Genomic DNA, 21,200 nt, shown 5'->3' on the forward strand with positions numbered 1-21,200 from the left:
CGGGTCATGGCCTGGTTCCGCCTGAGCCTCAGCGGCTGGGCTGCCAGTCGTCCGGTGGTTCGGGTTTGCTGGTGTCGGCCAGGGAGGGGAAAGTGCTGCGAGTGAGTGCCAGCACCTCCTGGCGCACCATGGCGCGGAAGCTGGCAGCGGCTTCCGGATCGAGCACCGGGTAGCTCATGGGGTTCTCCGCTGTTTCAGAGCGCAGGGACTTCCAGCTGGACGTGCCGCTCTGGCGGATGGCCTCCAGCGCCGCGGGGAAATCAAAGGAGAGGGTTTCGCCACCGGCGGCGGCGGCTTCGATCCAGCGCTCCCGGGCGGGGGTGATTGCCTTGGCCTTGAGGGTGTCGGGCAGGCCCAGCACCGGCTCGTAGTAGGCCAGGGCGCGCAGCTCCTCTTCCAGCACGATCGGCCAGGCCCCGATGCGGCCGTTCTCCAGACCCGCCTCGACGGGGCTGCTGCGCATGGCCTCCAGCTGGGCAGTCAGCCAACGGTAATGGGATTTTTCCTGGATGCTCTTGCGCCCTCCACCCTTTCCATGGGCGACGGGTCTGGGCAGGGCCGCCTCGGCCTTGCGCAGGAACACCCGATCCTCCCGCTCCAGGTTGATCGCACCCCAGCGCTGGCGATATTCCCAGAGCTCTTCGTACTTCCTGAGATCCTCGGGCGACCAGCCCAGGGCCTTCAGTTCATCCACCCGGTTGTCACTGACCTTCAGCACCCGCTGATCTGTCGCACTGGAGGAACAGTACGTGCCCTGGGCTCAGGCCCTGAGCAATTCAAGGTTCTCCAGCAGGGCCCGGTGCTGGGAGATGGGAATGAAGCCATGGGCGGCCATCGCCCCACTGACGGCCACCGGCGGCACTCCGATGCCAGGAAACACTCCGGCTCCACAGAGGCTGAGCCCCTCAATCGGGGTGGATCCGGAGGGGAAGACGCCCTGGTCGGCCCCAAGGGCGGGGCCATAGCTGCCCTGATGCACGCGCAGGAAGCGTTGATGGGTGCGGGGGGTGCCATGGAGCTCGATCACCAGGCGCTCCTCCAGGTTGGGCACGATCCCGCCGAGCACCTGGCGGAACAGGGCGCAGCGTTCGCGCTTGAGACTCTCGTAGGCCTCCGTCCCCGGCACCAGGTCGCGCCACAGCTCCCAGGGTTCGTTGGCGGGGGTGTAGCCGTGCAGCCCATGGTGACCTTCGGGGGCCAGGGAGGGATCCAGCAGCGAGGGCATCGACAGCACCAGCATGTTGCGCTCGGCGCCGATGCCCCGCTCCCAGTCGCCCACCCAGACGTGGTGAACCGGCAGATCCTGGAGTCCCTCGCCACGCAGGCCCATGTGCAGGTGCAGAAAGCTGGCGCAGGCCGGGGTGGACGCCCGTTGCTGGCGCCAGCGGGAGTTGAGGGCTCCGGGCGGCAGCAGGGCGAGGGTGTCCCAGGGGCTGGCGTTGCTCACCACTCCCCTGCGGGCACTGATCAACCGGCCGTCCTCCAGGCGCACCCCTCGGGCGCTACCCCCATCCATCGTGATCTCGGCCACGGAACAGCTGGTGTGAAGCGCTCCACCGTGGCGCTGCAGACCTCGCACCAGCGCGGCCACCACGGCAGGGCTGCCGCCGAGGGGGTACTCAAGGCAGGCACCGGGATCGAACCAATCGGCGAACAGGGTCGCCATGGCGGCGGCGCTGGTCTGATCCATCGGCAGGCCGGAGATCAGGAAACAGAGCAGATCCACCCAATGGAGCAGGAAGGGATCGCGCAGCTGGCGGCGTGCCATCGGCCCGAAGGCGCCCCCCAGGGCGGCCAGCCGCGGGGCCAGCCGGGCCAGCCGGGCGGAGCGGCGGGCACCGAGCACGGCGGCCATGCCCAGGCCAGGGCGCATGGCCAGCAGGGGCAGGGCCAGGGCGGCCTCGCTGTAAGGCCGGAGCCAGGCCATGAAGGCGCTCCATTCCTCGGCGGCCGCCATCCCCCGAAGCTCACAGACCGTGGCGCGGAAAGGCTCGGGGCCGACGCCGACCCGCAGAGAGCCCTCCGGCAGCAGCAGACCCCAGTCGTGATAAGTGGCGACCGGCACCGATTCGCCAAGGGCCCGCAGAACCTGGGCCAGGGGATTGCTGCTGGGCCAGCGGCCCAGACCACTCCAGAGGGAGGGGCCCGATTCGAATTGAAAGCCGCGTCGCTCGAAGCCATGGGCGGCCCCGCCGGCACGATCGTGGGCCTCAAGCACCACCACATCGAGGCCATGGAGAGCGGCCAGGCCAGCGCAACAGAGCCCGCCAAGGCCGCTGCCGATCACGACCAGATCACAACTGGATGGGGCGGACACGTGCAGGACGGTGGGATCAGACGTTGATGATGGCGAGCCGACGGAACCAAGGCGACTGTAATAATCCGCAATATTGTGTTACGGTTGCTTCATCAACACCAGAGACCCCATGGCCCAAGCCACCGCCACCGCCCCCAGCTCAGCTCCTGTCAACGCCAGTGAGCGCGCCACCATCCGCGGCGCCACCGTCACCACCGAAGACGGTGGTCGCCTCAATGCCTTCGCCACCGAGCCCCGCATGGAAGTGGTGAGCGCCGAGAGCGGCTGGGGCTTCCACGAGCGCGCCGAGAAGCTGAACGGCCGCATGGCGATGCTCGGCTTCATCGCCCTGCTGGCCACCGAATTCGCCCTGGGTGGCGAGGCCTTCACACGCGGCCTGCTCGGCATCGGCTGATGCGAGCCGGGCTCAGCCCTTGGTTCTGCATCTGAGCTGCGATGAGATTTCTTGTCTCTCTTCTGGCCGCCCTTTACCTGGGCGGCTCTTTTGTTTCAGCGGCCTGGGCAGCTCCGCTGGAGCAATATCTTTGCGCCGGTGATCCAATGGTGGCGGAAGCCCATGCTGGCGCAGTTGACGCGGTAGGTATTCCCAACACCAGTGGCGGCACTGCTCCCGGGGCATTCATTGTTCTGCGTTGGCGTCAGCTGAGCCTGCAGCTGCCCCGCAGCAACTCCAGTGGCACTCCCAGCTATTCCGATGGCAAGTGGTTCTGGTCTGCCGCTGACCCTGATCATCCAAGTTTCAACCTGCTGGTTGGCTCCCGTGAGGTGTTTCCCTGCAGCCGCTGAGATCGGTGGATTCAGCCCAGCCGCCAGTCCCCCAGCTCTGACATGGCGGCTTCAGCAGCGTTCAGTTCCCGCTCGGTGTTGAGCCAACCCTCGTTGCCCAGTGGCAGGCTCTGAATCTGGCTTTGAAGCCGTTCCCGGAGATGTTGCAGACGACTGCGCAACGCTTCGACCCTGGACATTTTCAGCCAGGTCGCTTGGTCAGTGAAGGAACCGTTCTCCATCGGTGCTGACAGGCGGTTGAGTGGGGCCCCAGGAGCCCTTGTGCCGACATCAAGGTTGGCACAAGCCGCACCGGCTGACCTGATCCACTTAAGGTTTTCTTCATACGTCAAACCCATGTCCTCAGCCAGCTCTGATCTGCTCCACTCCTTGGCCTGGCGCTACGCCACCAAGCAGTTCGATGCCGAGCGCAAGATTCCCCGGGAAACCTGGGATGTCCTAGAGCAAGCCCTGGTGCTCGCCCCTTCGTCCTACGGCCTTCAGCCCTGGACGTTTCTCGTCATTGACGACCCGGCCCTGCGCAGTGAACTGCGGCCATTCTCCTGGAATCAGGCTCAGGTCACCGAGGCCTCCCATCTGGTGGTGTTCCTGGCTCGGCGCCAGATTGAGGAGAGTGATCTCGACCGCCTGATCACCGCCACCGCCGATGTGCGGGGGCAGACACCGGAGCAGTTGGCCGGCTACCGCAGCGCCGACGACAAGCACGCCAGCCTCGCGAAGGTGCGATATCCACTGGCTGAGCTGATCCAACACCGCTGAGTTCCCCAGGCTCATCCAGGCTGCGGTGGATCAACCAAAGCGGTCGCGGTAGCGGTTCACAAGGGCGTTCATCCCGATCAGCAGGACCCCCACCCCTACGAACACCACCCCCTTCAGGCCCAGGTCGGCCCCGGCCAGGTCGATCAGAAGCAGCCGCAGCAAGCAGAGCCCCAACCCCCTCAGAGCCAGATGGCGGAGAGGGTTGTTGCGCAACCAGGTCCCCAGGCAGAACACCAGGAAGGACTGGGCCGACCAGAGCAACGTGAGCAGTCCGGCATCAAAGCGCCAGTAGATCGCCAGGGCGAGCCCCACCAGCATCGGCAGATCAATTGCCACGAGCCGCTGACTCTCCAGCCGCTGCAGCAGGCCCAAGGGACCAGCCAGAGCCAAAGCCTGTGCAGCACCGTTGGCCTGCCTGGGAGCCTGCCGGTGCTCCAGCACCACGAAAGCGATCTGCAACAGCACAGCCAGCCCGATCAGCAGCTGATCGCCCGCGCCCCAGTCGCCGCCATCGAGGCGCAGGCGACGCAGGGCGAGCACCAGCTGCAGCAGGCCAAGCCAGCTGATCGGCAGGGCATAGAGCCCACCCCGTGACCCAAAGAAGCGTCTGCCATGACGACTGATCAACAGCAGGGCCAACCCCGCCCAGGCCAGGGACCGCGCCGCAGCGGACAGCTCCCAGAGCACGATCAGGTTGAGATTCAGCAGCACCGCTTCCAACAGGCAGGAGCGCAGACGCTTCCAGCCCGGGTAGGTGCTCAAGGGTTGGTGCTGGCTGATTAGCCACCAGCGCAGCAGCACCGCCAGACCCAGCCCTTCCAGCGGCCATCTCCAGAGCATCACCCCGAGCTGTGCCGTTGAGGGCAGCACCCAGACGGGCCAGACCACCAGCACCATCAGCAGATACCCCGCGCCAACCAGCAGCAGGGTTCGTGCCGTCCGCGCCGAGCTCCGGGCCGACAGATCCGCCAGGGGCAGCGCCAGCAGCAACCAAGCCGTGGCCGGCAACAGTGCAGAGAGCGGAGCGAGCAGCAGCTGAGCGGCCAGCCCAAGATCCACAGCCAGCAGCACGATGGCGCCCTGGCGAGCCCTCCCACTGGCACCGGCCCACAGCAACAGCCCCGCCAGCAGCAGCAGCGGCAGCAGGCGCAGGCTCAATGGGGCGGGCAGCCAGGGAGCTGTCAGCAGCAGATTCAGCCAGGCCAGCCCATGCACCACCAGGCCGGCGGCCTTGGCTCCCGCCAACACCCCTGGCGCCTGCAGCCGCTTCGCCAGCACGACCATTGCACCCAGCGCCACCAGCGCCAGCCACTCCATCCAGCCGCCCGCCAGGGCCTGTACCGCCGCACTGACCACCAGCCCAGCACTGAGCCAGCCCAGGCTCGGCCTGGGTCGGGCCTGGGGCCTGTCGGGAGTTGCCCTGGCCAGATCCACTGAGGCGGCCAGGGCTGCAGCTGCCCCCAGCAGCAAGGTGATGGCGTTCTGGCTGCTGCTCGGTCCGATCGACGGGATCAGGCCCACCAGCGCCAGCACCACCCCGAAACCCAGGCTCAGACCCCAGCTGATCCGTGGCCACCAGCGATCACCACCGGCACCGGCAAGACGCAGGAACACCAGGCAGGCCAGCAGCACGGCCAGGAGCAGCACGAGCCCGTTGGCCAGCAGCGGTCCGAGGCTGAACAGCGCGCTGATCACCAACGACTGGGCGATCAACTGCTCGCCCCGCTGCAACCAGACCTCGCCGGTGCGGCCGGCACGGCGGGCCAGAGCCAGGGCCAGCAGTGCCGCCAGCCCGCAGCCGAAGGCACGGCCCCACGGGCTGGCCGGATAGGCAAGCAAGGCCAGCGCCAGGGCCAGCCAGTTGGTGAGCAGGGCCAGCAGGGGCAACAACTTGAAGGCGGCGGGCCTGGCCCGGTGTCCATGCACCACCAGCACGCCTGCGCCGAACACCACCACGGCGGCGGCCAGCCCAAAGGGGCGCAGACCTTCATTTCGGAAGGGCAGATCGGTCTGGAGATACCAGAGCAAGTGGTGCATCGCCGCCGCCCCACTCACGATCAGCAGCTCCCCATCCCAGCGGCGGCGCTGGGCCAGAGCGAGGCCGATCAGGACGATGACGCTGGCTGTCGCCAGGGCCATCGCCGAGGGGGGCACGATCGCCAGGGGCACCAGCGAGAGCACCAGGTGGGCAGCGGCCAGGGCCTGACGCCGTGATCGCCAGGCCAGCAGCAGATTCAGGCCGATGCCCAGCAGCAGAATCGCCAGAGCGGGCAGAGGCTGGTCGATCCACTGCAGCCCCAGGCCTGGCAATCCCCCTGCCGCGGCGCAGGCCAGCAGGACAATGGCCCCGGCGGCACTGCGGATCCATTCGGAGAGCTCCCGCCAGCTGGGCCGGCGGGCCAGCCAGAGGGAGAGCCCAGCCAGTGCCGCCGCCGCCAGCAGGGTGAGCAGGAACCGCTGGGCGGGCTCCAGCCGGTAGGCGCTGTGCAGAAGCAGAAAGGTGACCCCGGCCACCACTGCAGCGGCCCCCAGCCGTCCGGTCCAGTTCTCGATGCCCCGCTCCAGCCGCCTGGCCAACGAGCGCCCCTGGGCGGGAGGCTCGGGAGGCGGAGGCGGAGCGGAGGGTTTTGGTAACTCCAGCGGCGGTAGCCGCAGCGGCCTCACGTCGGCTGAGCCGACAGCAGTCTCAGGTTGCTGCCGCGGCTCCAATCCCAGTGGCTGCAACCGCTCGGTCTGATCCAGCCGCTCCAACCGCTCGGTCTGCCCAAGACCCTCCAGCCGCTCCAGTCGTGCCTCGAGCCGCTCCAGCCGCTCCAGCAGCTCTGGCGCCATCACGCCTTCCGCACTCCCCCGCCGCCCCCTGTTCAGCAGCCAGCCCAGACCCAGCACCGCCAGCACCAGCAGCAGGAAGGTGAACCAGATCAGGGCGAGCACCGCCAGCACAAACTCCATCACGGCCCTTCGGGCGGGATTCCAGCCCTGAACCTCAGGGATGAAAGGGGCGCGGGACCGCCAGGGTCACAAGGGTTCACAGCCCCCGGTTCCGTCTTCAGGATCATGGGGCGCGCAAGGAGCCATGGCCATGGACGAAAGGGGACCCCGCTGGCTGGTGCCCGGCGACTGGGACGGGCTGCTCGGACTCGGACTGGACAACCTGATCCAGATCCTGCTGATCCTCAGCCTCTGCCGTGGCGTGCTCGGGTATCCCGATGGCTTGATCTTCGGGGTGATCCTGCCCGCCACCGGCGTGAGCCTGGTGGTGGGCAATGCCGCCTATGCCTGGCAGGCCCATCGGATCGGCAGGCTGGAGCGCCGCTCCGACCGCACCGCCCTGCCCTACGGCATCAATACGGTGAGCCTGTTCGCCTATGTGTTCCTGGTCATGTTGCCGGTGAAGCTCACTGCTCTCGGCCAGGGTCTGAGCGACGCCGAGGCTGTGCGGCTCTCGTGGCAGGCGGGACTGATGGCTTGCCTGGGCTCGGGAGTGATCGAAACAGCTGGGGCCTGGTGCGTGGGGGGGCTGCGGCGCTGGCTGCCGAGAGCAGCCCTGCTCTCCACCCTGGCCGGCATCGCCCTGGGGTACATCGCCCTCGGCTTCCTGCTGCGCACCTATGCCCATCCCGTCGTGGGACTGGCGGTGCTGGCGGTGATCCTGCTCACCTACTACGGCAACCTGCGCCTGCCCATCCCAGGCGGCCTGCTGGCGGTGCTGCTCGGCATCGCCCTGGCCGCGGCCACCGGCTTGCTGCGTCTGGATCCCATCAGCTGGCAGGCCAATGCCGCCCAGGTGGGCTTGCATCCACCCAGGCTTCAGCTGGGGGCTCTCTGGCAGGCCCGTGACCAGCTGCTGCCCTGGATCGGCGTGATCGTGCCGATGGGACTGTTCAACATCCTCGGATCACTGCAGAACCTGGAGAGCGCCGAAGCCGCCGGCGACCGCTATCCCGTGAAGGGATCGTTGCTGATCAACGGCGTGGGCACCATCGCGGCGGCGCTGCTGGGCTCCTGCTTCCCCACCACCATCTACATCGGCCATCCCGGCTGGAAGGGGATGGGCGCCAGGATCGGCTACTCCTGGCTGAACGGGCTGCTGATGGGCCTGGGCTGCCTGTTCGGCCTGTTCGGGTTGATGGGCCAGCTGGTGCCGATCGAGGCCGGGATGGCGATCGTGCTCTACATCGGCATCGTCATCGCCGCCCAGTGCTTCCAGGCCACCCCTGCGGCCCACGCCCCAGCCGTGGTGCTGGGGATGCTGCCGGGGCTGGCGGGCTGGGGGGCCCTGCTGCTCAAAGCCGGGCTGCGGGCCGGTGGCGCCGGCGGGGCGGGACCACCCTTCGGGCCCGCGCTGCTGCTGCCGCTGCAGCAGGCCGACGTCTGGGCGGCGGGAGCCTTCGCCCTAGAGCAGGGGCAGATCGTGGCGGCGATGTTGCTCTCAGCTCTGCTGGTGTACGTGATCGAGCAGCGCTTCCTGGCGGCCTCGGCCTGCGGAATCCTGGCGGCTGCCGGCTCCTGGTTCGGGCTGATCCACGCCTGGCGTTTCACGCCCGCCGACACCGTCCTGAATCTGGGCTGGGGCACCGGTGCCGACTGGGCTCTCGGTTATCTGGTGATGGCGGCGGTGTTCGCGGCGGCGGCCTGGGCGCAGCGGTGCTCCCGCCGTGGCGCCCACTCAGTCGGTGACGCTCCACCACGCTGATGCTCCAGAGAGCCCGGCGCGGATCTACAGCGGAGACTGATCCCTTGGAGGGCCCCATGTTCCTGAAATACCGCCCCGACGGCAGCTTGGTGGAGGTGCTCGACGTCAAGCAATTGATGGACCCCTTCGCCACTTGCCTGAGCGGGCGCTTCCATGCTGGTGAGGAGCTGCAGGAACCGCAGTCGTTCAGCAAGACCGACCTGGTGTTCCCCTCGGATGAAGCGATGCCCCGCTGCTGGCTCGATCCGGCCTACCACCAGGGCTGAATGCCTCGCACCCTGCTGATCAGTGGTGCCAGCAGTGGCATCGGCCGGGCGATCGCCACCGGCCTCGCGGCCGAAGGCCACCGCCTCAGCCTGGGGGTGCGTTCCCCCCAGGCTCTGGAGAGCACCTCGCTGGAGCCCTCGGCACAGGTGCTTCTGCACACCTACGAGGCAACCCAGCCGGCCAGCGCCGAGGACTGGGTGACGGCCACGGTCGGACGTTTTGGCTCGATCGACGGGCTGATCCACTGCGCCGGGGTGTTCTCCAGGGCCGGGCTGCTGTTCGGTGCGGAAGAAGCGGCGGAGCCGGAGCGGATCTGGACGGTGAACCTGATGGGCCCCTGGTGGCTGACCCGTTCGGCGTGGCCCTGGCTGGTCCGCAGCGGCCGGGGCCGGATCATCACGCTCGTCTCGATGAGCGGAAAGCGTGTGAGGGGGGGCCTGGCGGCTTATGCCACCAGCAAGTTCGCCCTGATGGCACTCTGCGACTGCATGCGCCAGGAGGGCTGGGACGCGGGCATCCGGGTCACGGCGATCTGCCCGAGCTGGGTGAACACCGAGATGGCGGCGGGGGTGCAGGCCATCCCGCGCCAGGAGATGACCCAGCCGGAGGATCTAGCCGCCCAGGTGAGCCTCCTGCTGGCGCTGCCGGCCAGTGCCGTGCCCTTCGAGCTGGCGATCAGCTGTCAGCGGGAGTGGTGAGCCCCCCCTGGGGGGCGGCGCTGCGCAAGGATGCGGGCCTCGAACGCAGCGGCGGAGATGGCTCGTCTGATCATCGTGCTCAAGCCCCGTGGGCCGGCGGCGGGCCATGAGCTGATCCCCAAGCTGATGCCCGCCCTGCGGCGTCTGGATCCTGAATTCGACCACCAGGGTCCGTCCCACCTCAGTGCCGTGATGCGGGTTCCTCCCCATGGAATGGTGGTGCAGCTGTTCGCGGATGTGCAGCCACAGGCCGATGGACCCGAGCTGGATGTGGTGTTGATGAGCTCCGAGACGATGATCAAAGGTGCGCCCCAGACCCTGCAGGCCTTCACAGAGCTGATCTCCCTCCTTCCCGAACACGCCGGCGACCTGGAGCTGATTTTCCGCTCCGACCGCGACGGTCCCGTGCCCAGGCAGGGATCCCGTCCTCTGGCCACCCAGAGCTGAGCGGCTGTGCCAAGGCCTGTGCTGGTGATCGCCAGCGGCAACCGCCACAAGATCCGCGAGATGGAGGCCATGCTGGCCCCGCTTGAGCTGGATGTGGCCCCCCAGCCCGAGGGACTGGAGGTGGAGGAGACAGGCAGCACCTTCGCCGAGAACGCCCGACTGAAGGCGGAAACCGTGGCCCGGCTAACCGGCCGCTGGGCTTTGGCCGATGACTCGGGCCTGGCGGTGGATGTCCTCGGTGGTGCCCCGGGGGTGTACTCGGCTCGCTACGCCCAGGGTGATGAGCAGCGCATGGCCCGCCTGCTGGGGGAGATGGGAGAAACCCCATACCGCAGCGCTGCCCTGATCACCGCCCTGGCAGTGGCCGACCCCAGCGGCAGCACCATCCTCGAAGCCGAGGGGATCTGTCGGGGGGAGATCCTGCGCCAGCCTGTGGCCGCCGCGGGCTATGGCTACAACCGGCTGCTGCACGTGCGTGAAGCGGGCTGCACCCTCGCTGAGATGCCCCCCCATCAGCTGGAGAAGCTCGGCAGCCGCGCCAAGGCCCTGCACGCTCTGGCGGTTGATCTGCCACGGGTACTGGGCCTGAACGGGGCGTAGCTGGCGACCTGAATCAAGTCAGCGGTTGATGATCTCGATCGCACGTAGTGCAGCGGCAGCGGCCTCGTCGATATCCCCCTCGCGGCCCGCCAGGGTGAGCCGCCCGTAGGCGCCCACTGCCTTCACATCCACCACGGTGATGTTCGAAGACTTCTCGGCCTCATTGGCGGCGATCAGCACATAGCCGGCCGGTTCGGTCTCGAGGATGAACATGCTCATGCCTGCCTGGATCATCGAGCCGCGACGGTTCTGGCGGTTGATCAGCACCGCATGATCGGGGGTGATCGCCCGGATGATTTCCTCCCAGGTGACCTCGCAGCGACCGCGCTGCTCCACCGTGGTGCCCATCGCTTCGAGCACGGCCTGGCCGGAGAGCAGCACGCTGCTCTGATCCCGGTGGTAGAGGGCGAGGCTCCCGAAGGCCCGCTCCACCACCTTCTGGCCGAGGCGAACGGTGCTGGCCTTGAGGGCGATGTCGGTGAGGCGGTGCACGGCCATGCCCGGGGCCACCTCCAGCCAGAGGCAGGCATCTCCGGGAATGGGCAGGAAGCCCTGGGACACCGTGCCCATGTAGGCGGCCAGCTGGGGCTGCAGCGAGTCGAGGAAGACGTAAGCGCGCAGCTCGATCGCCTGGCGTGGTTGCACCACGGGGCTGTGGCTGCCGGTGAGACGGACCTGACGACCTCGACCTGAATCGTTCGGCGGGCGGGAATCCATCCGTGGCGAACGGGGCATCAAGGCGACCTGTGGGATGGATGGCGCGACGACCTGCACAAACAGGCCGAATCCCCAGGGGACTGGGTTCTCGAGGAAGCAGCCGGATCCTACCTTCCGGCCCCTTCTGGTTTCTTGCTCCAGAGCCACTGGCCCCTTGCGCGGCCGGGCTCAGCCGATACCTTCGCCTCAAGACCCTTGAGAATCAGCGCCGTGGCTTCGAAATCCAGCAGCACGGTGAACACCGCCACCACGGTGAATCCCGCCGGCAGCGTCCGCAGCGAAACCCAGGCGTCCTTTTCCGAATGGATCAGTGGGGCGATCGAGCAGGGAGTCAAGCCCGAGCAGGCCCTTGCCGTGGTGGGGCTGGGTCTGATGCGCGGCATGGCCAGCACGGGCGCTGAGCTGCCCCTGCTTGAGCTCGACTCCGAAGCCGAGGGATCAGCCACCGTTTCGACCTTGAAGGGCCGCCTCGAGGCGATTGCCCTGGCGCTCCAGACCGGAGCCCCCCTGACCACCCAGGAGGTGACCCTGCTGCTGGGGGCCCGGCCCGGCACCGCCGTGGTGCGCCGGGCCGGCATCACTGCCCAGCGCCTCAGCCGCAACGTCTGGCAGCTAAGCCGCGCGGGCGAGGAGCGCTCCTCCGCCTCGGTGGGCTTCAGCGATGGCTTCCGCCGTCGCCTCTGAAGATCCCCCTGTCCTCTGCGATTCCCGCCTCCGCCGCGATGCCGGGCACGCCCCTGTTTCATCTGGCCTTTCCCGTCATCGACCTGGAGGCCACCGAGCGCTGGTACGTGCAGGGGCTGGGCTGCCGGCGCGGACGCCGCAGCGCCGAGGCCCTGGTGCTTGAGCTGGGCGGGCATCAGCTGGTGGCCCACCTGGAGCACGGGGCAATCCACAAGCAGACGGGCATCTACCCCCGCCACTTCGGTCTGGTGTTCTTCAGCGCCGAGGAACTAGATGCCCTCGAGCAGCGGGCCCGCGCCCAGGGCCTGCAGCTGGGGGGCGAGCCGCGCCTGCGTTTTGCCGGCACCCCCCTGGAGCACCGCAGTGTGTTTCTGATCGATCCCTCGGGCAACTGGCTGGAGTTCAAGCACTACAGCAACCCTGAAGCGATCACCGGCCTGGAGGATCACCCACTGGTGGGTGAGCGTCGTGGAGATCGCTCCTCAGCTGGCGCTGCTCAGAAATCCACCAGCTCGTAGATCGACATCCTGGCGATCCCCACCTGCTGGGCCACAGGATTCGGACCGGCGGGGAACGCCACCACAGCAAATTGATAGACATCAGCGCTGGCTGGGTTGCTCCAGGGCCGCAGCGCCACCGTCACGGTCTGCCCAGGCGCGGGCGGGGACGGGAAGGTGATGCGAAACAACCGGGTGGCGTCGTCGAAGCTGGCCTGGACCGGCAGCGGCGGACCTTCCCGCCTGGGCTGGCCCAGGAAGGCGCGCGTGCGGGAGTCGTCGAAGGAGAAGCGCCAGTCGGCTCCCGAGATCTGACGGATCTCCAGTGCCCCCAGCCCCGCTCCGGCCTCCGCGGGCATCTCGATCGTGACGTAATACTCCCCGCCCCGATCAAAGACCGTGGAGTTGTAGGTGCGCCAGCGCAATTTCCAGGGAGCGCGCAGGAAGAACGTCTGCTCCTTCAGCTCGACGGCAGCTGCCGGTGCGGGCACGAGCGGGAACGGTGCCCAGAAGGCGAGGGCGGCGGCCGAGGCGGCCAGGAGCCTGAAGCCGTGCTGCGGGCCCCTCATCGGCTGATCGGCTCCAGGCTTGGCTCCTGGCGCTGGAATGGCCTGGGATCCTGGTCGCGGCGGTGCTGGCTCGGCAACACCGACAACGGGTCCTTCGGGCCTTCTGCCGCAAGCATGGTGGCCCCGAGGGCCTGGCGCAGCCGCCGGGCGGCGTGCAGGGGCATGTCGCGGGGCACACTGATGCGATCGCGCAGGTAGCCAAGGCCCGCGGCGGACCCCGCCGGTGGTGTCGGCAGAGTCGATCCCACCAGCCCTGTGAGGGCGCAGCGCAGGGCCAGATCGAAGCGCTCCGGCGCATCCGGGTTGACCGCTGCGATCGCCTGGCGATGCTTCAGCACCCGTGCCAGAGCAATCAGCGCCGAGTCCTCCGGCTCCGGCTGGGAGGTTTCCGGATCAGGGCTGGCCACGGGCCAGGGTCCTTGATCCACGCGCCGCCTGGCAGCCTGCTGCTCCGGGGTGATCCAGGCGTGACAGCCGCCCATCTGGGGGGGGAGATCGTGGGCGTGGGTGTGGAAGTCGCTCTGGGTGCCCAGGTAAGTGGGACGGGTTTCCATCGCGGCGAACCAGGCCGCGATCGCCGGGTGGCGGGAGCGCAGGTCATAGCCCTTGTAATAGAAGAGGCTGGCGCTCATGCGCTCGATGTAGGGCGTGATCACCACATCGGCGCTGCTGAACGTCTCCAGCAGGTAGGGGCTCGGGGTGGAGCGCAGGGCCTCATCCACTGACGCGGCCACCCGATCGAACTGGGCGGCGGCCCGCTCCTCCTGGGCCGGGCTCAGCCCTGGGCTGCACAGCCACTGGCACCAGGCCCGGAACAGAACACGCTCAAGCTGGCGCAAGGGCAGCACCGCCGGATCCGTCATGCCCAGGGCCAGGGGACCGAAGGCCCGCTCAAGGGCCAGCAGGATGTCGTCGCTCTCGGTGATTGTGCGGCCATCGAGCTGGAGGGCCGGCAGCATGCCGGAGGGCACCAACTGGCGGAACCAGCGCTCCTTCTCGCCATAGCAGAACATCGTGACCTTGCGGATCCGGTAGGGAATCCGCTTCTCCTCCAGCCACAGCCACACCTTCTGGCAGTAGGGACACCAGGCGTGGTGGTCACGGAAGAGGGTGACCCTCACATCCGCTTCGCTGGCACCAAATAGGCGCATCAGGGCCTGGGCGTTGGTGGGACCGTTGACCCGGTCGGGTTCGGCAGGTGCCAGCGCCCCCATTTGCTCCCAGCTGAGGGGGCCTGAGGACTCAGGCGTTGGGGCCATCCACACCAGTTCAATCTCAGGATCTAGGTGTCTTCAGGCTAGGAGCCAAGCCTTCAGGCCAGGAGCCGGCGAGCGTCCTCTCGCGCTGATGTGCCCTGAATTCCTAGCGTCTGGCCTGGATGTTTACCCTCCATGTTCGACGCTTTCACCAAGGTTGTGGCCCAGGCTGATGTCCGTGGCGAGTTTCTCAGCCCCGCCCAGCTCGATGCCCTCGGCGCCATCGTCTCCGGCAGCAACAAGCGGATGGATGCCGTCAATCGCATCACCTCCAACGCCTCCAAGATCGTCACCAACGCCGCTCGCGATCTGTTCGATCAGCAGCCGGCCCTGATCGCCCCCGGCGGCAACGCCTACACCCATCGCCGCATGGCTGCCTGCCTGCGCGATATGGAGATCATCCTCCGCTACGTCACCTACGCCGTCTTCACCGGCGATGCTTCCGTCCTGGAAGATCGCTGCCTCAACGGCCTGCGCGAAACCTATCTCGCCCTCGGCGTCCCCGGCGCTTCCGTGGCTGAAGGGGTCCGCAAGATGAAGGATGCCGCCATGGCCCTCGTCAACGATCGCAACGGCATCACCCCCGGTGACTGCTCCGCCCTCGCTTCCGAGATCGGCACCTACTTCGATCGCGCTGCCGCGGCTGTCGGCTGAGGGCCACTCCAGGCCTGACAAGCATGGGCCAGCCACCGGATCGGGTTGGTGTGGCCTGCCGCAGTCGAAGCAGGTGACTCTCCACACCCCAATCCGGGGCGAGAAGGGCGAGACTCAAATGGCACCGGCGAGCGACGGGCTGCTTCAGCGGTCCCAGCAGCACGGGAACGGTGCAGCAAAAAGCCCCGGACAACCGGGGCCTTTCTGTTGCGGAACTGCTGATCTCATAGGGATTGAAGTGGCCTCGGTCACATCCAGCCACAGCTGTGGCCCCCAGGAACACACCACAGGCACAGGTCAGCGGCAGCCTGGGCCCGTGCCTGATCTCCACCGCCACAACCGACCGACCCGGCCGCCCTGGTGGTTGATTGCCGGCGTGCTGATGACGCTCTGCCTGAGTGGATCGGGCTGGCTCAGCTGGCAGCATCCCCAGCGCCCGTCACGCCAGGCCGCCCACGGCAGCGGCGCAGGATTCCTCCCTGCAATCCACCTAGGTTGATCGCTGCCGCACCTCCCCGCTTGAGCTTTCTGCGCACGCTGCTCACGGCCACCGCGTCGGTGGTTCTCACCGCCACGGCTGCCTACGCCGCCCCAGCCGCCTCCCTGCTGAAGGGACTGAAGCTGCCTGTCCCAAGCGGTCTGCCCAGCCTGTTCGCCGCCAATGCCGTGGGACAGATCAGCCTCAACGGCCAGCTGGGCGGCACGCCCGAGGACCTGCTCGCCAAGCTGCGCACCTCGCTGAGCAGCCAGGGCTACCGGGAGCGCACGATCAACACCGTTTCGGGTCCGTGGGGCCTGAATCTGGTCTTCGATCCACCAGCTGGCACCAGCGTCGATGGCACCCCAGACGGAAAGACAGCCGTGCTGGTGCTCCAGGCCACGGCACTGGGTCCTGGGAAGCTCAACCTCAACGTGCGCTACGAAGGGCTCTAGGGGGCTCCCTTAGGCTGAAAAGCCGCTGCTGGAAAGGGTTTGCAGGACGCCCCCTCGATGGAGATGCTGACCCTGTTCCCCCGCTACGTGCTCAAGGGGCATCTGCCGGACGGTCTGCTCGCCGAGCTCATCACCCTGGCGGGCCAGGTGCTCGCCGATCCGGAGTCCTCTCCGGACGCCTCGGTGAAGCTGGCAGGTCAGCTGGATCAGCAGCGACAGCTGGCCCCCCAGCACCCGGCCGTGACCAGCCTGGCCAGCACGGTGATCCTGCCCGGGTGTGACCACTGGATCCGCCATGTGATGGAGCGGCAGCCCCCCCAGGGCCGTGGCCCCTGGATGCCCGGGCGATACGGCCTGCAGCTGGTGGATGTCTGGCTCAATGCCCAGCGCGGCGGCGACTACAACCCGGTCCACACCCACGGCGGCAGCTTCTCCGGGGTGGTGTTCCTGAAGGTGCCCCCCCAGATCCGGCCCGACAGCTTCGACGGTCAGCTCTGCTTCCACGGACCGGAGGACTGGCACATCCAGAGCTTCCACACCGGCATGGTGCACTACGCCCACCCGGTACCGGGTGACTTCTACGTGTTTCCCGCCTGGCAGCCCCATTCGGTGCCGCCTTTCCGAGGTGAGGGAGTGCGCTGGTCACTGGCGTTCAACGTGATGGCCGTGCCGCAACCGGCCGGGCTGCGGCCTCCGGGCGCCCCGGCCAGCGGCGCTCCCAGCGCCACTCCCAACGCCAATGTGAACCTCTCCCTCTCCAGCCGCCGCCCCAAGCCCGGGGGCTTTTCCTGAGGGCGATTGGCACGGTCGCCGGCCCGGGCCTGCCACGATTCAGCCTGCATGCATGTCTTGCTGTGAGCAGCGCCAGCGCCGAACCCCTCCCCACGGCTTCCGCTCAGCAGAGCCTGGCCTGGCGCAACGCCTGGTATCCGGTGGCCTTTCTCCGCGATCTGGATCCGGACAGGCCCACGGGGTTCACCCTCCTTGGCGACGACCTGGTGCTCTGGTTCGACCGCAAAGGCACAGCCGGGTCTGAAGCGGCTGGCGGGCAGTGGCGCGCCTTCGCTGATGTCTGCCCGCACCGCCTGGTGCCGCTCTCCGAGGGGCGGCTCAACGCCGACGGTGAGCTGGAATGCCCGTACCACGGCTGGAGCTTCGACGGCCAGGGCCGCTGCACCGCCATTCCCCAGGCCAGTGCCGGCAGCCAGCCCAGTGACCGGCGCAGCTCCTGCCGCGCCTACGCCACCGCCACCGGCCAGGACATGCTCTTCGTGTTTGCCGGCGCACCCGAGGCGGCCGCCGCGGTGCCCCTGCCCCTTGTTCCCGTCCTGGAGGACACGCAGGCCGGCTGGCTGGTGCAGGACACCTTCCGCGACCTCCCCTACGACGCCCTCACCCTGCTGGAGAACGTGCTCGATGTGAGCCACGTGCCCTTCACCCATCACGCCACGGTGGGTCGCCGTGAGACGGCCGGCCCGGTGGACCTGCGGCTGGAGCAGGCCGGCCCCGGGGGGTTCAGCGGCGTCTGGGAGGAGGGCCCGCGCCGGGGCAAGCTCGGCAGCCAGTTCACCACCTTTCTGGCTCCGGGACTGATGTGGCACGACCTCACGGCCCGTGGTTTCGCACGCATCCTCACCGTGGTGTATGCCACGCCGACCCGGCCGGGGGAATGCCGGTTGTTTGCCCGCTTCCCGTTCCAGTTCGAGTCCCCCTGGCCTGGCCGGCTGCTGCGCCTGCGCCCCCAGTGGCTCCAGCACATCAGTAATCACACGGTGCTGGAAGACGATCAGATCTTCCTGCACTGGCAGGAGCGGGTGCTGGAGAAACGCGGCGGCAGTGCGGCCCTCAGCCGCGCCTGTCACCTGGCCACCGGCGCCGATACCTACGTCAAGGCTCTGCGCGACTGGGTGGTGAGTGGGGCGGGCGAGCCGTTCCCGGATCAGCCGCTGCCACCGCGCCTGGGTCGCAGCGCACTGGTGGAGCGCTACGAGAGCCACACCCGCCACTGCCGCAGCTGCTCCGGTGCCCTGCGCCGGATCCGCCGCTGGCGGCCGCTGCTGGCCCCCCTGGCCTGGCTGGCCCTGCTGACGATCGCCTGGTTCCACACCCTGCCGGTGTTGATTCCCGCGGCCCTGGTGGCGGTGGCCGCGGGCGTCGCGGCCTGGAAGCTTGGGCAGTGGGAGAGCTTGCTGCTGATGGGCAGCGACCAGCCCCCCCGCAACCGGCGCTGAGCGGCGCCTCAGCCGCTGTGCACCACGGGAATGTCGCTCAGGCGGGTGGTGGCGGCCCGAGAGAGCCGTTCCCGCTTCATCGCCCAGGCTGGCTGGAGGCCGCAGGCGGCCCACTGCACCGTGCCGCGGCCGTAGCGGCGGTTGAGGCCGTCGATGGTGGCCATCAGTCCCTCCCGGCGCCGTTGCTGCTGCGGCGACAGCGGCACCAGCAGATGGTGCTGCAGCTGCTCCAGCGGCTGCAGATTCTGCAGCAGCACACCGGCTTTCTGCAGAGGCTTGTGGGGTCTGAACAGACGTTCGGCCAGGGGCAGGGCGGCGGCCAGCAGCACGGCGGTGTCGTTGCTGGCCAGCGGCAGCGACACGGTGGCGGCGTTGGCATAGAGGCGGGTGCCGTTGAAGGGACTGCTGCGCACGAACACGGTGATGGCACCGGCGCGCTGGTGCTGGCGACGCAGCTTCTCGGCGGCGCGGCTGAGATAGGTGGCGATCGCCTCGCGCAGCGGGCCCAGCTCGCGGATCGGTTCGCTGAAGCTGCGGCTCACGCAGGTTTCCTGCTTGGCGGGCGGAACAGCCACCAGGGGCAGGCAGCTGTGGCCCCGCAGCTCCTGCTGCAGGCGCAGCCCCACCACACCGGCTTTGCTGCGCAGCTCACCGCTGGCCAGCTCGCGCAGCTGGAGCGCGTTGGCCACGCCGCGCAGGCGGCACCAGCGCGCGAGCTTGCGGCCGATGCCCCAGACGTCCTCGATCGCCACGGCCTCCAGCCAGGGGTCGGGATCGGCCAGCGCCCCCAGATCGAAAACACCGCCGTGGGCCGGATCGGCCTTGGCCAGCTTGTTGGCCAGCTTGGCGAGCACCTTGGAGGGGGCGATCCCCACCGCCACCGGCAGCCCCAGGTGGCGCCGCACCTGCTGGCGCAGGGCGCGGCCCCAGGCGCTGAGATCAGCAGCGCCACCACCAGAGCCAGCCTGCGGCGGCGGACGCTGCAGCCGGCCGAAGGCCTCATCGATCGAATAGATCTCCAGCTCCTCCACCCAGGGCTCGAGCGTGAGCATCAACCGCTGGCTCATGTCGGCATAGAGGGCGTAGTTGGAGCTGCGCACCACCACGCCGAGGCGCTCCAGCTCGCGCCGCACCTGGAAGTAGGGCTGGCCCATGGGGATGCCCAGGGCGCGGGCCTCGGCGCTGCGGGCCACGATGCAGCCGTCGTTGTTGGAGAGCACCACCAGCGGCCGGCCGATCAGGGAGGGATCGAGGGCCGCCTCGCAGGAGGCGTAGAAGTTGTTGCCGTCGATCAGCACGGTGGCCCAGGCCATCGGCGCCCTCAAAGCGGGTGGATCACGTGAATGGCCACCCCCCAGAGGCGGGTGTCGTCGGCGTCGCTCAGCTCCAGAGGCGGATAGGCGGGATGGGCGGCCTCCAGCCGCAGCCGCCCCTGGTGCCGCACCAGGTGCTTGAGCGTGAAGGCCCCCTCAACCACCGCCACCACCACCCGGCCGTGGCGAGGCTCGACGCTGCGATCGACGATCAGCAGGTCGCCGTGGTGGATGCCGGCGCCGATCATGGAATCACCGCTGACGCGCAGGAAGAAGGTGCTGCTGGGGCGGGCGATCAGCTGCTCATTGAGGTCGATGCCGGTCTCGACGTAGTCGTCGGCGGGGCTGGGGAAGCCGGCCGCCACGCTCTCGCCGGCCAGGGGCAGCAGCAGGGCCCGGCGGCGCTCGCGCAGCGGCAGGGGCGTGAACGGTTCGCTGAACCCGCCGGTGATGACGGCCGACTGGGTGGCTGGGTGAGTGGCTGGGTCGGTGGTCACGGGCAGCCACTCAGGGATCGCCAGAGTAGTGCATCTGTACTAGCTTCCGTTTCATGACGGCTGCTTCATGACGGCAGATGTCCCGACGTGACGAGCGGTGTCGTCTGGGGGGCGGAGCCTTGTGCCGGCTGGCCGCCAGGGAGAGAGTGACAGCAACGGGATTCGGAGGCTCCAAGCGATGGATGACACCCCCCCTGAGCAGCATCCAGGAGCTCGCTGACGATCCGGACCCTGCTCCAACACTCTCATCGGATCACTGGTTTCCCCGGCGGTTTCAGCCGCCTTGTCCTTGCGCCGTCTCAGGTGCCCCGGACTCTCTGGGAAGCCCCACTTGAACCCTGGCCCCAGGTGCCAGCGTCAGCAGCTCCGCCCTTGAACAACCACCCAATCGATCCCAGTCCTGAACAACCGCATCACCGACGGACACACAACTGAAGACGCGCAACGGCATGGTCTCCATGCCCAACCGACGATCTGATCGATCGTGGAGCGGTTTCCGTTCCGCAGACAAGCGCCCGGTGGCCCCGCCACCGGGCTTTGTTGTGGCCAGCATGGGGCGATCGATGACGTTGGGGAGCGAGCCATGGTGGTGCAGGTTCTGAGCGAGGCGGAGCGCTTCAAGCTCGACCGCTCCGATGACGCCGCCTTCTACGCCGAGCCCCGCTTCGTGCAGCACCTTGACGGCGCCTTTCGCAACCGGCTGACGGCGCTCTACCGCGAGCGGATTCCACCCTGCGCGGTGGTGCTGGATCTGATGAGCAGCTGGGTCAGCCATCTGCCCGAGGAGGTCCGCTATGAGCGGGTGATCGGCCATGGCCTCAACGCCCGGGAGCTGGAGGCGAATCCACGCCTGGATCAGCACTGGTTGCAGAACCTGAACCGCGACCAGCGCCTGCCCCTGGAGGACAGCAGTGTGGATGCGGTACTGATCGTGGCGGGGTGGCAGTACCTGCAGCAACCGGAAGCGATCGCGGCCGAGCTGCTGCGGATCCTGCGGCCCCAGGGGCAGCTGATCGTGGCCTTCTCCAACCGGATGTTCATGCAGAAAGCGCCCCAGATCTGGACCGACGGCAGCGACCGGGATCACATGGAGTATGTGGTGCGGGTGCTGATGGCCCAGGGCTGGCCGATGCCGGAGCTGGTCGCCGAGTCGACCCGGGCAGAGGGGCCGCTGGGCTGGCTGGGGGGCCATGGAGATCCCTTCTTCGCAGTGATTGCCCAGAAGCCGGGACCGGGCAACCGCACCGAACCAACCACGGTTAACAGTTCTTCACACTAG

The 21,200-nt window shown here is 68.3% G+C and carries 25 protein-coding genes; 16 read left to right on the top strand and 9 right to left on the bottom strand.

The window, feature by feature from the left end; genetic code table 11:
* Nucleotides 1–28 precede the first annotated feature (28 nt).
* On the bottom strand, nucleotides 29–718 hold the full coding sequence (locus KBY77_RS14880) for a hypothetical protein (protein WP_255106128.1): 690 nt from the start codon (nucleotides 716–718) through the stop codon (nucleotides 29–31).
* A gap of 42 nt (nucleotides 719–760) precedes the next feature.
* Nucleotides 761–2,317, bottom strand: coding sequence for an NAD(P)/FAD-dependent oxidoreductase (locus KBY77_RS14885; protein WP_255106131.1), 1,557 nt, complete (start codon nucleotides 2,315–2,317; stop codon nucleotides 761–763).
* A gap of 109 nt (nucleotides 2,318–2,426) precedes the next feature.
* Here KBY77_RS14885 and KBY77_RS14890 point away from each other — a divergent pair, with 109 nt between their 5' ends.
* Both KBY77_RS14890 and KBY77_RS14895 read left to right on the top strand, forming a co-directional pair.
* Nucleotides 2,427–2,711, top strand: a complete 285-nt coding sequence (locus KBY77_RS14890; protein ID WP_255094373.1) for a high light inducible protein — start codon at nucleotides 2,427–2,429, stop codon at nucleotides 2,709–2,711.
* Nucleotides 2,712–2,752: 41 nt separating this feature from the next.
* Nucleotides 2,753–3,103 (top strand): hypothetical protein, encoded by a 351-nt coding sequence (locus tag KBY77_RS14895; protein ID WP_255106133.1) that lies wholly within the window; start codon nucleotides 2,753–2,755, stop codon nucleotides 3,101–3,103.
* Nucleotides 3,104–3,114: 11 nt separating this feature from the next.
* On the opposite strand, the gene KBY77_RS14900 is transcribed toward KBY77_RS14895, so the two are convergent.
* Nucleotides 3,115–3,282, bottom strand: coding sequence for a hypothetical protein (locus KBY77_RS14900; RefSeq protein WP_255106135.1), 168 nt, complete (start codon nucleotides 3,280–3,282; stop codon nucleotides 3,115–3,117).
* Nucleotides 3,283–3,439: 157 nt separating this feature from the next.
* Between KBY77_RS14900 and KBY77_RS14905 the strand changes: the two genes are divergently transcribed.
* Complete coding sequence (locus KBY77_RS14905; protein WP_255106138.1) at nucleotides 3,440–3,862, top strand: nitroreductase family protein; 423 nt, start codon at nucleotides 3,440–3,442, stop codon at nucleotides 3,860–3,862.
* Between the two features lie 30 nt (nucleotides 3,863–3,892).
* Here KBY77_RS14905 and KBY77_RS14910 read toward each other — a convergent pair whose 3' ends face one another.
* On the bottom strand, nucleotides 3,893–6,814 hold the full coding sequence (locus KBY77_RS14910; protein ID WP_255106140.1) for a hypothetical protein: 2,922 nt from the start codon (nucleotides 6,812–6,814) through the stop codon (nucleotides 3,893–3,895).
* A gap of 124 nt (nucleotides 6,815–6,938) precedes the next feature.
* Here KBY77_RS14910 and KBY77_RS14915 point away from each other — a divergent pair, with 124 nt between their 5' ends.
* Genes KBY77_RS14915 through rdgB form a run of 5 tightly spaced genes read left to right on the top strand, consistent with a single transcriptional unit; the run spans nucleotide 6,939 to nucleotide 10,570 of the window.
* Nucleotides 6,939–8,558 carry an NCS2 family permease gene (locus KBY77_RS14915; RefSeq protein WP_255106142.1) on the top strand — a complete coding sequence of 540 codons (1,620 nt, stop codon included), beginning with the start codon at nucleotides 6,939–6,941 and terminating at the stop codon, nucleotides 8,556–8,558.
* 56 nt (nucleotides 8,559–8,614) lie between these two features.
* On the top strand, nucleotides 8,615–8,824 hold the full coding sequence (locus tag KBY77_RS14920) for an acetyltransferase (RefSeq protein WP_255106144.1): 210 nt from the start codon (nucleotides 8,615–8,617) through the stop codon (nucleotides 8,822–8,824).
* On the top strand, nucleotides 8,825–9,523 hold the full coding sequence (locus KBY77_RS14925) for an SDR family NAD(P)-dependent oxidoreductase (RefSeq protein WP_255106146.1): 699 nt from the start codon (nucleotides 8,825–8,827) through the stop codon (nucleotides 9,521–9,523).
* Between the two features lie 57 nt (nucleotides 9,524–9,580).
* Nucleotides 9,581–9,970 carry a hypothetical protein gene (locus KBY77_RS14930; protein WP_255106148.1) on the top strand — a complete coding sequence of 130 codons (390 nt, stop codon included), beginning with the start codon at nucleotides 9,581–9,583 and terminating at the stop codon, nucleotides 9,968–9,970.
* 6 nt (nucleotides 9,971–9,976) lie between these two features.
* Nucleotides 9,977–10,570, top strand: a complete 594-nt coding sequence (rdgB, locus tag KBY77_RS14935; RefSeq protein ID WP_255106151.1) for an RdgB/HAM1 family non-canonical purine NTP pyrophosphatase — start codon at nucleotides 9,977–9,979, stop codon at nucleotides 10,568–10,570.
* 18 nt (nucleotides 10,571–10,588) lie between these two features.
* Here rdgB and KBY77_RS14940 read toward each other — a convergent pair whose 3' ends face one another.
* Nucleotides 10,589–11,287, bottom strand: a complete 699-nt coding sequence (locus KBY77_RS14940; RefSeq protein ID WP_399213019.1) for a BMC domain-containing protein — start codon at nucleotides 11,285–11,287, stop codon at nucleotides 10,589–10,591.
* A gap of 210 nt (nucleotides 11,288–11,497) precedes the next feature.
* Between KBY77_RS14940 and KBY77_RS14945 the strand changes: the two genes are divergently transcribed.
* Nucleotides 11,498–11,971 carry a hypothetical protein gene (locus KBY77_RS14945; RefSeq protein WP_255106156.1) on the top strand — a complete coding sequence of 158 codons (474 nt, stop codon included), beginning with the start codon at nucleotides 11,498–11,500 and terminating at the stop codon, nucleotides 11,969–11,971.
* A 38-nt stretch (nucleotides 11,972–12,009) separates the two neighbouring features.
* A complete protein-coding gene (locus tag KBY77_RS14950) occupies nucleotides 12,010–12,489 on the top strand; it encodes a VOC family protein (RefSeq protein WP_255106158.1) in 480 nt (159 codons plus the stop codon).
* Here the strand turns inward: KBY77_RS14950 and KBY77_RS14955 are convergent.
* On the bottom strand, nucleotides 12,468–13,037 hold the full coding sequence (locus KBY77_RS14955) for a DUF2808 domain-containing protein (RefSeq protein WP_255106160.1): 570 nt from the start codon (nucleotides 13,035–13,037) through the stop codon (nucleotides 12,468–12,470). The two genes, KBY77_RS14950 and KBY77_RS14955, sit on opposite strands and share 22 nt — an antisense overlap.
* Entirely contained in the window at nucleotides 13,034–14,296 is a 1,263-nt protein-coding gene (locus KBY77_RS14960; protein WP_399213008.1) for a glutathione S-transferase family protein, read from the bottom strand. Before KBY77_RS14960 ends, KBY77_RS14955 begins: the two co-directional genes overlap by 4 nt.
* A 132-nt stretch (nucleotides 14,297–14,428) precedes the next feature.
* Here KBY77_RS14960 and KBY77_RS14965 point away from each other — a divergent pair, with 132 nt between their 5' ends.
* From KBY77_RS14965 to KBY77_RS14985, 5 genes are all read left to right on the top strand, one after another.
* Complete coding sequence (locus KBY77_RS14965) at nucleotides 14,429–14,947, top strand: phycocyanin subunit beta (protein ID WP_255106162.1); 519 nt, start codon at nucleotides 14,429–14,431, stop codon at nucleotides 14,945–14,947.
* Nucleotides 14,948–15,263: 316 nt separating this feature from the next.
* Entirely contained in the window at nucleotides 15,264–15,446 is a 183-nt protein-coding gene (locus tag KBY77_RS14970) for a hypothetical protein (RefSeq protein ID WP_255106165.1), read from the top strand.
* A gap of 20 nt (nucleotides 15,447–15,466) precedes the next feature.
* The gene (locus KBY77_RS14975; protein ID WP_255106167.1) at nucleotides 15,467–15,880 is read left to right on the top strand and encodes a hypothetical protein; all 414 of its coding nucleotides are present in this window, start codon (nucleotides 15,467–15,469) and stop codon (nucleotides 15,878–15,880) included.
* Between the two features lie 57 nt (nucleotides 15,881–15,937).
* A complete protein-coding gene (locus tag KBY77_RS14980; RefSeq protein ID WP_255106212.1) occupies nucleotides 15,938–16,672 on the top strand; it encodes a putative 2OG-Fe(II) oxygenase in 735 nt (244 codons plus the stop codon).
* A gap of 62 nt (nucleotides 16,673–16,734) precedes the next feature.
* Entirely contained in the window at nucleotides 16,735–18,111 is a 1,377-nt protein-coding gene (locus KBY77_RS14985; RefSeq protein WP_255106170.1) for a Rieske 2Fe-2S domain-containing protein, read from the top strand.
* Nucleotides 18,112–18,119: 8 nt separating this feature from the next.
* On the opposite strand, the gene KBY77_RS14990 is transcribed toward KBY77_RS14985, so the two are convergent.
* The gene (locus tag KBY77_RS14990) at nucleotides 18,120–19,424 is read right to left on the bottom strand and encodes a Y-family DNA polymerase (protein WP_255106172.1); all 1,305 of its coding nucleotides are present in this window, start codon (nucleotides 19,422–19,424) and stop codon (nucleotides 18,120–18,122) included.
* An 8-nt stretch (nucleotides 19,425–19,432) separates the two neighbouring features.
* Nucleotides 19,433–19,876, bottom strand: a complete 444-nt coding sequence (locus KBY77_RS14995; protein WP_399213021.1) for a LexA family protein — start codon at nucleotides 19,874–19,876, stop codon at nucleotides 19,433–19,435.
* A gap of 628 nt (nucleotides 19,877–20,504) precedes the next feature.
* Here KBY77_RS14995 and KBY77_RS15000 point away from each other — a divergent pair.
* Nucleotides 20,505–21,200: a methyltransferase domain-containing protein gene (locus KBY77_RS15000; RefSeq protein WP_255106174.1), complete on the top strand. Its 696-nt coding sequence runs from the start codon at nucleotides 20,505–20,507 to the stop codon at nucleotides 21,198–21,200.

The organism is Synechococcus sp. Cruz-7E5 (assembly GCF_024345995.1).
Taxonomy (GTDB): Bacteria; Cyanobacteriota; Cyanobacteriia; order PCC-6307; family Cyanobiaceae; genus Regnicoccus_A.

What these genes read in the sequence shown, in the direction of transcription:
- KBY77_RS14890 (WP_255094373.1), top strand. Translation starts at nt 2,427, where the DNA reads ATGGCCCAAGCCACCGCCACCGCCCCCAGCTCAGCTCCTGTCAACGCC.
- KBY77_RS14895 (WP_255106133.1), top strand. Translation starts at nt 2,753, where the DNA reads ATGAGATTTCTTGTCTCTCTTCTGGCCGCCCTTTACCTGGGCGGCTCT.
- KBY77_RS14900 (WP_255106135.1), bottom strand. Translation starts at nt 3,282, where the DNA reads ATGTCCAGGGTCGAAGCGTTGCGCAGTCGTCTGCAACATCTCCGGGAA.
- KBY77_RS14905 (WP_255106138.1), top strand. Translation starts at nt 3,440, where the DNA reads ATGTCCTCAGCCAGCTCTGATCTGCTCCACTCCTTGGCCTGGCGCTAC.
- KBY77_RS14910 (WP_255106140.1), bottom strand. Translation starts at nt 6,814, where the DNA reads ATGGAGTTTGTGCTGGCGGTGCTCGCCCTGATCTGGTTCACCTTCCTG.
- KBY77_RS14915 (WP_255106142.1), top strand. Translation starts at nt 6,939, where the DNA reads ATGGCCATGGACGAAAGGGGACCCCGCTGGCTGGTGCCCGGCGACTGG.
- KBY77_RS14920 (WP_255106144.1), top strand. Translation starts at nt 8,615, where the DNA reads ATGTTCCTGAAATACCGCCCCGACGGCAGCTTGGTGGAGGTGCTCGAC.
- KBY77_RS14925 (WP_255106146.1), top strand. Translation starts at nt 8,825, where the DNA reads ATGCCTCGCACCCTGCTGATCAGTGGTGCCAGCAGTGGCATCGGCCGG.
- KBY77_RS14930 (WP_255106148.1), top strand. Translation starts at nt 9,581, where the DNA reads ATGGCTCGTCTGATCATCGTGCTCAAGCCCCGTGGGCCGGCGGCGGGC.
- KBY77_RS14940 (WP_399213019.1), bottom strand. Translation starts at nt 11,287, where the DNA reads ATGGATTCCCGCCCGCCGAACGATTCAGGTCGAGGTCGTCAGGTCCGT.
- KBY77_RS14950 (WP_255106158.1), top strand. Translation starts at nt 12,010, where the DNA reads ATGCCGGGCACGCCCCTGTTTCATCTGGCCTTTCCCGTCATCGACCTG.
- KBY77_RS14955 (WP_255106160.1), bottom strand. Translation starts at nt 13,037, where the DNA reads ATGAGGGGCCCGCAGCACGGCTTCAGGCTCCTGGCCGCCTCGGCCGCC.
- KBY77_RS14960 (WP_399213008.1), bottom strand. Translation starts at nt 14,296, where the DNA reads ATGGCCCCAACGCCTGAGTCCTCAGGCCCCCTCAGCTGGGAGCAAATG.
- KBY77_RS14965 (WP_255106162.1), top strand. Translation starts at nt 14,429, where the DNA reads ATGTTCGACGCTTTCACCAAGGTTGTGGCCCAGGCTGATGTCCGTGGC.
- KBY77_RS14980 (WP_255106212.1), top strand. Translation starts at nt 15,938, where the DNA reads ATGGAGATGCTGACCCTGTTCCCCCGCTACGTGCTCAAGGGGCATCTG.
- KBY77_RS14990 (WP_255106172.1), bottom strand. Translation starts at nt 19,424, where the DNA reads ATGGCCTGGGCCACCGTGCTGATCGACGGCAACAACTTCTACGCCTCC.
- KBY77_RS15000 (WP_255106174.1), top strand. Translation starts at nt 20,505, where the DNA reads ATGGTGGTGCAGGTTCTGAGCGAGGCGGAGCGCTTCAAGCTCGACCGC.